Source organism: Longimicrobium sp., from assembly GCF_036388275.1.
Classification (GTDB): Bacteria; Gemmatimonadota; Gemmatimonadetes; order Longimicrobiales; family Longimicrobiaceae; genus Longimicrobium.
Window position 1 is genome coordinate 1 of the sequence record NZ_DASVSF010000029.1, and the last position, 9,519, is coordinate 9,519.

Annotated in this window: 5 protein-coding genes; 3 read left to right on the plus strand and 2 right to left on the minus strand. The window is 70.1% G+C overall.

Annotated elements, in window-relative coordinates; all coding sequences use genetic code 11:
• Positions 1-473: 473 nt before the first annotated feature.
• Together VF632_RS08245 and VF632_RS08250 are read right to left on the minus strand one after the other, a co-directional pair.
• Positions 474-713, minus strand: coding sequence for a hypothetical protein (locus VF632_RS08245; protein ID WP_331022398.1), 240 nt, complete (start codon positions 711-713; stop codon positions 474-476).
• Between the two features lie 415 nt (positions 714-1,128).
• Positions 1,129-3,369, minus strand: a complete 2,241-nt coding sequence (locus VF632_RS08250; protein ID WP_331022399.1) for an ATP-dependent helicase — start codon at positions 3,367-3,369, stop codon at positions 1,129-1,131.
• 321 nt (positions 3,370-3,690) lie between these two features.
• Here VF632_RS08250 and VF632_RS08255 point away from each other — a divergent pair, with 321 nt between their 5' ends.
• The 3 genes from VF632_RS08255 to VF632_RS08265 all read left to right on the plus strand — a co-directional run bounded on the left by VF632_RS08255 (position 3,691) and on the right by VF632_RS08265 (position 9,313).
• A complete protein-coding gene (locus VF632_RS08255) occupies positions 3,691-5,286 on the plus strand; it encodes a class I adenylate-forming enzyme family protein (RefSeq protein ID WP_331022400.1) in 1,596 nt (531 codons plus the stop codon).
• Between the two features lie 194 nt (positions 5,287-5,480).
• Entirely contained in the window at positions 5,481-8,660 is a 3,180-nt protein-coding gene (locus VF632_RS08260; RefSeq protein ID WP_331022401.1) for an NYN domain-containing protein, read from the plus strand.
• The gene (locus VF632_RS08265) at positions 8,657-9,313 is read left to right on the plus strand and encodes a DNA-3-methyladenine glycosylase (protein ID WP_331022402.1); all 657 of its coding nucleotides are present in this window, start codon (positions 8,657-8,659) and stop codon (positions 9,311-9,313) included. The genes VF632_RS08260 and VF632_RS08265 overlap by 4 nt, the downstream gene beginning before the upstream one ends.
• Positions 9,314-9,519 lie beyond the last annotated feature (206 nt).

The following is a 9,519-nucleotide window of genomic DNA, read 5'->3' on the forward strand; positions in this document are numbered from 1 at the left end:
CCCGCACAAACTGCGTGCGGAGAGGGGAGAACAACACCGGCGTCCTCGCTGCCGTGGGCCCTCACCCGGCCGCGCTGACACGCGTGCCACCCTCTCCCACAAACAGCGCCACAAACAGCGTGGGAGAGGGGGTACACTTCAGGGGGAGGAGCGCATCCAAGTCTTTGACGCGCAACAGCCTGTCATCCTGAGTCTGTCACCGTCCTGCGGCCGACCCTGAGGAATGAAAAGAGGTTCGCGGGCGCCGTTTGGAATTTGGACGAATTGGACTTTTTCTATTCAGCCCCAGGTGCACCGTACCTGCCCGCAAACCGAGGCTCGCGGGGCGAAGGATCTAACCGCGGATGCCTTTCCGCCGGGCGCGGTAGCGGTCACCAATGCCTCGGCCTCGGTGCCGTCGCCTGGGAAACACAAAGAAGCCGTCCATGGACGAACCGTTGACCGCATCGCATTCAGATATCGCGAATCAGAGGTCACCCGCGAAACCAATCGTCGATCACCTCGCGCCCTATCTGATCGAAGTCGTCAGGGACGCGAATCCGCCCCTCGAGAAACCCAAGACGACGCTGGCCGGTGCGGCTGGGTGACTCAATCGCCGTAACCTTCACCATCGGCGTACCCGCCACGGCAATAACGAACGCCTCTCCGCGCGCTGCTTCTTCTACGAGGCGGTCGAGGTGGGTTTTCGCTTCGCTAATATCTACGATCCTCATCGCTACCTCCCATTGATTATCAGGCAGCAGCTCGGGGGATTTCGGCAAAAACGTATCAGACCGGCTGTCGCGCATGCCGCGGGAGGCCCCTCCCCCGACCCCTCCCCGCACAAACTACGTGCGGAGAGGGGAGACTTCGAATGCGCATGCGCTGGCCACGCGCACCCAGCCATCGGGTGCAGTCCGCGAAGGCGGACTTTGGGCCTTTGTTGCCGCGGATTCATCCGCCCCAGCAGAGCCGAGGCCTGGGCTTTGGTGACCGCTGCCGCGCCCCAGTCTCGAAGTATCCTCGGCTAGATCCGACGGCGCGCAGAGGGTGGAGTGCGGGCCGGTTTGGTGCGCTTGCGCCTCTGGATGACAGGGGCTCGGTGCTAAGGCGACCTTCCTCGCCGCGGCGCGCCTCGCCCACCGCCGTTCATCCCCCCGCCAGCTGCTTGCGGAGGTCCGCCATCACGTTCGCACGGAACGACTTGCTTTCCTCCGGCGAGAGCGAGGTGGTGGCGCCCGGCGTCTTCTGGTCCAGCAGCTCGGCAGGGATCTCGGCCAGGAAGCGCGACGGCTTGCGGACGATCAGGTCGCCACGCTGTCGGCGGGTGGCGCAGCCGGACAGCGTAAGCCGGTGCCGTGCCCGCGTGATTCCCACGTAGAACAGGCGGCGCTCCTCCGCAATGGGGTCGCCGCCCCCGTTCGCCTCCCAGGTCTGCCAGTTCTCCTCCGCGTCGGCTTCCGCCGCCGCCGAGCTCTTCACGCTGCGCGAGTGCGGCAGGATTTCCTCCTCCAGACCCACGATGAAGACGTGGGTGAACTCCAGCCCCTTGGCGCTGTGCATGGTCAGCAGCGTCACCTGGTCGGGAGCCTCGTCCTCCTTGTCCTTGCGGTCGTCCTCGTCCGTCAGCGACACGCGCTCCAAAAAGGCGCGCATCGCCGGCGGGTTCCAGTCGTCCTCGTCGTCCGGGGGAGGGCGGTCGGCCCAGGTGCGCTCCTCGAACCGCTGGATCGATCCCACGAACTCGCGGAGGATGTCCACCCGCACCGCAGCCGCGCGCTCGCTCTTGGAATTGTCCGCGCGTACCGCCTCTTCCAGCCGCAGGCGCTTCACCATCTCCTGCGTAAAGCCGAACAGCGACCGCTGCGTCGTAAGCCCGTGGTCGATGGCGGCTTGCGTGGACTGGAACTCCATCCGCAGCTCCTCCATCATCTCCACGAACGACCGCACCGCCTCTGTCGTGCCGCGGTTGATCCCGTCGACCTCGCCCACCCGCTTGAGCGTTTCGTACAGCGGCTCGTGCGCGGCGCGCGAAGCGTCGACCAGCTTCATGATGGTCGTGCGCCCGATGCCGCGGCCGGGGTAGTTGATGATGCGGCGGAGCGAAACCTCGTCGCGCGGGTTGAGGATCACGCGAAGGTAGGCCACCAGGTCCGCCACCTCCTTGCGGTCGAAGAACGACTGCCCGCCGACCACGCGGTAGGGGATGTTGGCCGCCCGCAGCGCTTCTTCGAAGGGCTTGCTCTGCAGGTTCGTGCGATAGAGCACCGCGAAGTCGGCCCACTTCAGCTTTTCGGCGAAGCGGCGCACGCCGATCTCGCGGGCCACCATCTCCGATTCCAGTTCCTCCGACGTCTTTCCGCTCGTCTCGTTGAACGACCAGTAGTCGATCTTGGGGCCGGGGCCGTTCCCCGTGCGCAGCCGCTTGGGGCGGCGCGACGAGTTGTTGGCGATCACCCCGTTGGCCGCGTCGAGGATGCGCTGCGTGGAGCGGTAGTTCTCTTCCAGCAGCACCACCTGCGCGCCGGGAAAGTGGTTCTCGAAGTCCAGGATGTTCCGCACGTCGGCGCCGCGCCAGGCGTAGATGGACTGGTCGTCGTCGCCCACCACGCACAGGTTCTTCAGCGGACCGGCCATCATGCGGGCCACCTCGAACTGGGCGCCGTTGGTGTCCTGGTACTCGTCGATCATCACGTACCGCCAGCGCTTCCACAGCCGCTCGCGAACGTCGGGATGGTCGCGCAGCAGCTGCACGGGAAGCACCAGCAGGTCGTCGAAATCGCACGCTCCCGCGGCGCGCAGGGTGGCCTCGTACCGCGGGTAGATGTCGGCCGCGAGGACGGCGTAGTCGTCGTTGCGGTCGTTCTTCATCCGCCCCTCCGCCACCTCGCGCGCGGCCTCGGGCGGGGTGACCAGGCGGTTCTTCCAGTCGGAGATGGCGAAGAGCACGCGCTTGGGATCGAACGAATCCTCCCCGACGGTGGCGCTGATGTGCACCTCCTCGGCCATGATGCGCTTGACGGCCTGCGCCTGGTCTCCCGTGGGATAGATGGAGAAATCCTTGGGCAGGCCGATGCGGTCGCCGTAGTCGCGCAGCAGCCGCGCGCCCAGGGAGTGGAAGGTGGAGAGGAGGACGCCCCTGGCCTCCTTCCCCACCATCCGGGCGACACGCTCGCGCATCTCCGTGGCGGCCTTGTTGGTGAAGGTGACGGCCAGGATCTGCTTGGGATTGATGCCCCGGTCGCGGATCATGTAGGCGATCCGGTGCACGAGCATGCTGGTTTTGCCCGAGCCCGCGCCGGCCAGGACCAGGACGGGCCCCTCGGTGGCGAGCGCGGCGTGGCGCTGCTCGGGATTGAGCCCGCGGAGGTACTCGGGAATCGGTTGCAAGGCTTGCTCGGCGAACCTGCTGAGAACGCTGTGGTGGAGGGCGGAAGATAGCCGGTGGGGGCGGGGGTAGGGAAGGGAGACGGGCCGGTAACTACAGTAACTACGGTCAGTACGGTAACAAAGGTCACTACTGAAAACCGCGACGGCCGCACGGACCGGAAATGCGTGCTGTGACCGTTGTTACCGTAGTTACCGTTGTGACCCCCGGCAATGGCCGGCAGCCGCCGAAAACCCCGCAACCCCCTTCGTTTGACGCACCCTGAACCCCCAGTTATGTTTCTGCCCGTCGGCACAGGATGGAGCACCCGCACTAGAGGCTACATGACGCTACGCGACCGCTTTCGTGGTCTCACGCTCGCGGAGAGCCTGGAGCTCCGCGCGCGGGAGCACCCGACGCGGCCTTTCGTTGCGTTCGGCGAGCAGCGGCTTACGTACGGACAGGTCGACCAGCAGGCCGCCGCGCTGGCGTCCGCCCTGCACGAGCTGGGCATCGAAGCTGGCGACCGCATCGCCCTCACCCTTCCCAACTGGCCCGAGTTCGTCGTCAGCGCCTTTGCCGCGGCCAAGCTGGGCGCGGTGATCGTGCCGCTGAACCCGCGCTTCACGCCGCCGGAGTTGCAGTACGCGCTGCGCCACTCCGAGTCGGTGGCCGTGGTCACGGCCGAAAACTGGGGGGGTATCGACTACCTGGCGCGCTTCGAGCAGTTCCTGGGCGTGCTCCCCGACCTTCAGTACGTGCTGTCGGTGGGCAAGGAAGACCTCTGGTACGACGACCGCATCCACCAGTTCGAAGACCTGGTGTCCAGCGGCGAGGGGCGGCCGTTCCCCCGGTGGGAGGGACCGTCCGATGCGCTGTTCGCCATCGTCTACACCTCGGGCACCATGGGCAAGCCCAAGGGGGTGGCGCTCACGCACGAGAACCTGATGTCCAACGCCGCCACCACGGCCGAGGCCATCGGATTGACGGCCGACGACGTGGTGTTCGGGGTCAACACGCTCTTCAACGTGTTCGGCATCGGCACCGGGGTGCTGGGCACGATGGCGGCAGGCGCCTCGCTGGTGCTGGACGAGGGGCTTGCCCCCGCCGAGGCGCTGGCGACCGTGGAGCGCGAGGGGGTGACGGTCATCCACGGCGTGCCCACCAACTTCATCCTGGCGCTCAACGAGCCCACCCGCGCCTCGCGGAACCTCTCGTCGCTGCGCACGGGCATCGTGGCCGGCGCGCCGGTGACGGAAGAGCTGGCGCAGCGCATCATGCGGGACCTGGTGCCGGGGATTCGCGTGGGATACGGGATGACGGAAACCGGCAACACGGTGTCCGTCAACACCCCCGATGACCCGCGCGGCAAGCAGATCGCCACCGTGGGACGCCCGCTGGACGGGACCCAGGTGCGGGTGATCGACGCCGACGGCTCGGTTCTTCCGGTGGAGTCGGTGGGCGAGGTGGCCATCAAGGGGCCGGGTGTCATGCAGGGGTACTACCGGCAGCCCGGCGAGACGGCCCAGGTGTTTACGCCCGACGGGTTCTTTTTGACCGGCGACCTGGGGATGGTGGACGAGGAGGGCTACGTTCACCTGATCGGCCGCCGCAAGGAAATGATCATCCGCGGCGGGTTCAACGTGTACCCGCGCGAGGTAGAGGACCGGCTGCACGCGCACCCCGCGGTGCTCGACGTGGCGGTGGTGGGCCTTCCCGACGAGATCCTGGGCGAAAAGGCATGCGCCTGCATCGTCCCCGTCGAGGGCGCCATCGTGACGGGTGAGGAAATCCGCGATTTCTGCCGCGAGGTGCTGGCGGACTACAAGGTTCCCGACCTCGTGCGCTTCCTGGACGGCTTTCCCCTGACGGGAAGCGGCAAGGTGCGCCGGGTGGAGCTCGCGCGGATGATCAACGCCGAGGAGAGCAGCCGGCGGTGATGAAACAAGACGCTTCGAGGCTCCTTTCGCCATCGGCGGGGAGTGCGGAAGTACGCGGCGCCCGAGTACGAAAGTGTACGGAACCCCAGCCCCGGTTCCCGCTTTCGTACTTTCGCGCTTCGTGCCCCCGCGCTGGCTCCCCCCCGAGGAAAAGGGGTCTCGTCGGCACAACGCAAACGACGGACTGACGAGACATGAACAACGTTTCCACCCGCGTGCCCACTTCGGCGGGCATGCCCAGCGGCCGCAGCGCGGCCCTGCTGATCGACTTCGACAACGTCACCATGAACATCCGCACCGACCTGGGCAAGGAGCTCAAGGCGATGCTGGATTCCGACGTGTTCCGCGGCAAGGTGGCGGTGCGCCGCGCCTACGCCGACTGGCGCCGCTACCCCCAGTCGGTCGTTCCCCTGACGGAAGCCTCCGTCGACCTGATCTTCGCCCCCGCCTACGGCACCTCCAAGAAGAACGCCACGGACCTTCGCATGGCGGTAGACGCCATCGAGCTGGCGTTCATGCGGCCGGAGATCGGCACCTTCATCCTGCTGACGGGCGACTCCGACTTCTCGAGCTGCGTGATGAAGCTCAAGGAGTACGGCAAGTACGTGATCGGCGTGGGGATGCGCGAGTCGGCCAGCGACCTGCTGATCCAGAACTGCGACGAATACTATTCGTACCACAACCTTTCCGGCCTCACCCGCGCGCAGGACGACACCGGCGTGCGCGAAGACCCGTGGGAGCTGGTGACGAAGGCCGCGCGCCAGATGGTGCGCAACCGCGACGTGATGCGGGTGGACCGGCTGAAGCAGGTGATGATCGACCTGGACCCCGGCTTCAGCGAAAAGGACCTGGGGTACAGCAAGTTCAGCAAGTTCATCACCGACGCCCAGTCGCGCGGGCTGGTGCGCCTGCGCAAGGACAACGAGGGGCAGTGGGAGATCGTTCCCCCGCAGCCTGGCGACGAGCCGCAGACGCCCTTCGACGAGCCGCGCCGCGAGCGCCAGCGCGAAGAAGCCGACCGCGAGGGTGGGCGCGACCGCGATCGTGGCCGCGACCGTGGACGCAGCGGCTTCCGCGACCGCTACCGCGGGCGCGACCGCGAACGGGACCGCGAGCGCGAGCGCCCGCGCAGCTACGAGACGCCGCTGGAGATCGAGGTAGACCTGGACGCCGCCCCGCCGGCCGCGTTCGAGCCTTCCTTCGCCGACGCCCCGGCCACGGACGCGCCTGCGCCGGCCGAGTTCTTCGCCGAGGCGCCCGCGCCGTTCGAGGCCGCCGCCGAGGCGCCAGCCGCCGACGAGCCGCGCGCGGCCGAGCGGCCCCGCGCCGAGCGCCCCTCGCGCCCCGCGCCGGAGGCCCCGGCCGCGGACGTCGATCCGCTCCGCAACGCGTACGCCCTGCTTCAGCACACGGTCCGGCAGATGGCGCGTCCGGGGTCCACCGTGCGCGACGGCGACCTGAAGCGCCGCATGATGGAGCTGCAGCCGGGCTTCGACGAGCACTCGCTGGGCTTCAGCAAGTTCAGCCGCTTCCTCCGCCAGGCGCACGAGGACCAGGTGGTCGACGTCCGCCGCCAGGATGACGGCGGATACGAGGTGCTGCTTCCCTCGTCCGGCGGCATGCGCCTTCCCGCGCCAGTGCTGACCGCTGGCGCGCCGTCCTCCCAGGCCGCCGACACCACGGCCGGCCCGGCGTCCGACGATCCCGCCAGCCTGGCGCCCCGCGAGGGACGCGACGGCCGTGGTGGGCGTGGACGCGGACGGCGCGGCGCCCCCTCCGGCCCGCCGCCGTTCCTCCCCGGCCAGGTGGCCGGCGCTGGCGGTGACATCGCGCCGGTGGAGGCTCCCCGTGCCGATGCCGCACCGCCGTCCGTCGCGGCTGACCTGCCGGAGATGACGCCGGCCGCCGCCATCCAGGAGATGGACGACGGCGCGCTCATCGAGCACCGCCAGCCCACCGTCCCCACCGCGCAGCTGGGTGATCCGGCGAGCATCGCCAACCGCGGCTCGTCCACCAGCGCGGGCGCCGTGGGCATCCGTGCGCGCCGGGGCGGCCGTGGGGGCCGCTTCGCCGCCGAGCCGTCGGGCCCGCCGCCGCTGCTTCCGGGCCAGGGGATTCCGTCGTCGGCCGCGCGTCCCGCCGACGCGGCGCCCGCGCCGCAGCCCGAGCCGGAGCAGCCCGCCGCCGCGCAGCCCGCGGCAGAGGCACCGGCCGAAGCCGCTCCGCAGGCGGCGACCACGTTCACGCTGCCGACCGGTCGTGACGCCGTGGTGCAGCACGTGTCGTCGTACAACTTCGTGGGCCGCGCGACCGGCGAAGCGCTGGCAGACGCCTACGGGGCCGATGTCTGGCGCACGCTGGACGAGAACCCCGACGCCGTCCGCGAGCTGCTGGGCGCCCGCAAGGCGCGTCCGCTGCTGGAGCAGTGGGCGGCGGAACGCGAGCAGCACATCGGCCCGGCACCCGTCGAGGCTGCGGCGGCCGAGGAAACTGCCCCGGTCGCGGACGAGTCCGTCCCGGCCGTGGCGGAAGAGGTGGTGGGAGACACCGATCCCACGCTGCTGGGCGACGCGGTGACACCCGACGTGGGTGGCGACGAGCCGCCGGCGCGGGGCCGCTCGCGTGGGCGGCGCGGTGGGCGTGGGCGCGGACGCGAGTCGTCGTCCGCAGCGCAGGCCGACGAGGTGATCGGCGACACCGATCCTACCCTGGTAGGCGACGCGGGCACGGGCGACGCGCCGGCTGGTGAGGCGGAGCCCGCCACCGCGGCCCAGGCCGAGGAAGTGGTGGGCGACACCGATCCGACGCTGATGGGTGAGGCCACGACGGAGCTTGCTCCGCTGGAAGGCGACCAGCCCGCCCGCCCCCGCCGGAGCCGTGGCGGACGTGGACGCGGCCGCGCGCGCACCGGTGGCGACGCCGGCGGCGATGCGGGTGCGGAAGCGGAGGCCCCCGCGGCCGAAGCCCCGCCGGCTCCCGCTGCGGAGCCTGAAGCTCCCGCCGCGGAGCCCGCGGCAGAACCCTCGGCCGACCGCCCGGCGCGGCCGCGCCGTAGCCGTGGCGCACGTGCGAGTGCGGATGCCGCCCCGGCGTCGGATGCGCCCGCCGCCGCTCCGGTGGCTGATGCGCCGGCTGACGACGCGCCGGCTTCCGAGCCGGCCGCCGGAGGACGTCGTGGGCGGGGCCGTGGCCGCGCAGCCGCGGCACCGGCATCGGCCGAAGCCGACGCACCCGAGCCGGCGCCCGCGCCGGTGGAGGATGCCGGTGGAGCGGAGGGGGAGGGAGGCGGCGAAGGTGCCGCACGCCGCCCACGCCGCCGGGGTGGACGGGGCCGCAGCCGCACCGGGCGGGCGAACGGCGGCGACGCCGAGTGAGCCCTGATCCACGAGCGAGCGCCGCGTCCGGACCCGTCCGGGCGCGGCGCTCGCCGCATGTGGAGCCCGCGCCGCTGCCGGCCTCCTTCTGCGATCGCCCGGCGGAGATCGTCGCGCGCGAGCTGCTGGGAGCGCTCCTGGTCTCGGAGGTCGGCGGCGAGCGGTGCCTGTGCGAGATCGTGGAAACCGAGGCGTACGTCGGCCCAGAGGACGACGCGTCGCACGCCGCCGCGCGCTTCGGGCGGACGGCGCGCAACGACGCGATGTTCGGCCCGGCGGGGACGGCGTACGTGTACCTGATCTACGGGGTGCACTGGTGCCTCAATGTGGTGACCGGCGTCGAGGGATTCGGCGCGGCGGTGCTGCTGCGCGCCGCGCGCCCCATCGAGGGTGGGGAGGCGATGCGCGCCCGCCGCCCGGGCCGTCCGGACCGGGACCTGCTACGGGGGCCGGGGAACCTGGCCCGCGCGCTGGGCGTGGACGCGGCCCTGAACCGCCACCCGATGAACGCGCCGCCGCTGTGGATCGCACCCGGCCGCACGGTGTCCGACACCGAAGTCGCCATCGGTCCGCGGATCGGAATCACCCGCGCGGCGGATTGGCCGCTGCGCTTCTGGGTGGCCGGCGACCCGCACGTCTCCAAGATGAGGTGAGGCGGGCGGGACGAGTGCATCACACCAGCCGAAGCGCGCTCGAATTCTCCCCCTCTCCCGCTTGCGCTACCCATTACCCACATCTTTGTATCGGGCCAGGGCCGCACGAAACCAAGGTGGCAGCAGGGGTTTAGCCCTCATCTGCGTCTACGCAGGAGATGGAGTAGCGCGCATTCCGGTGCGTAGAAGCCACACACTCCTGCGTC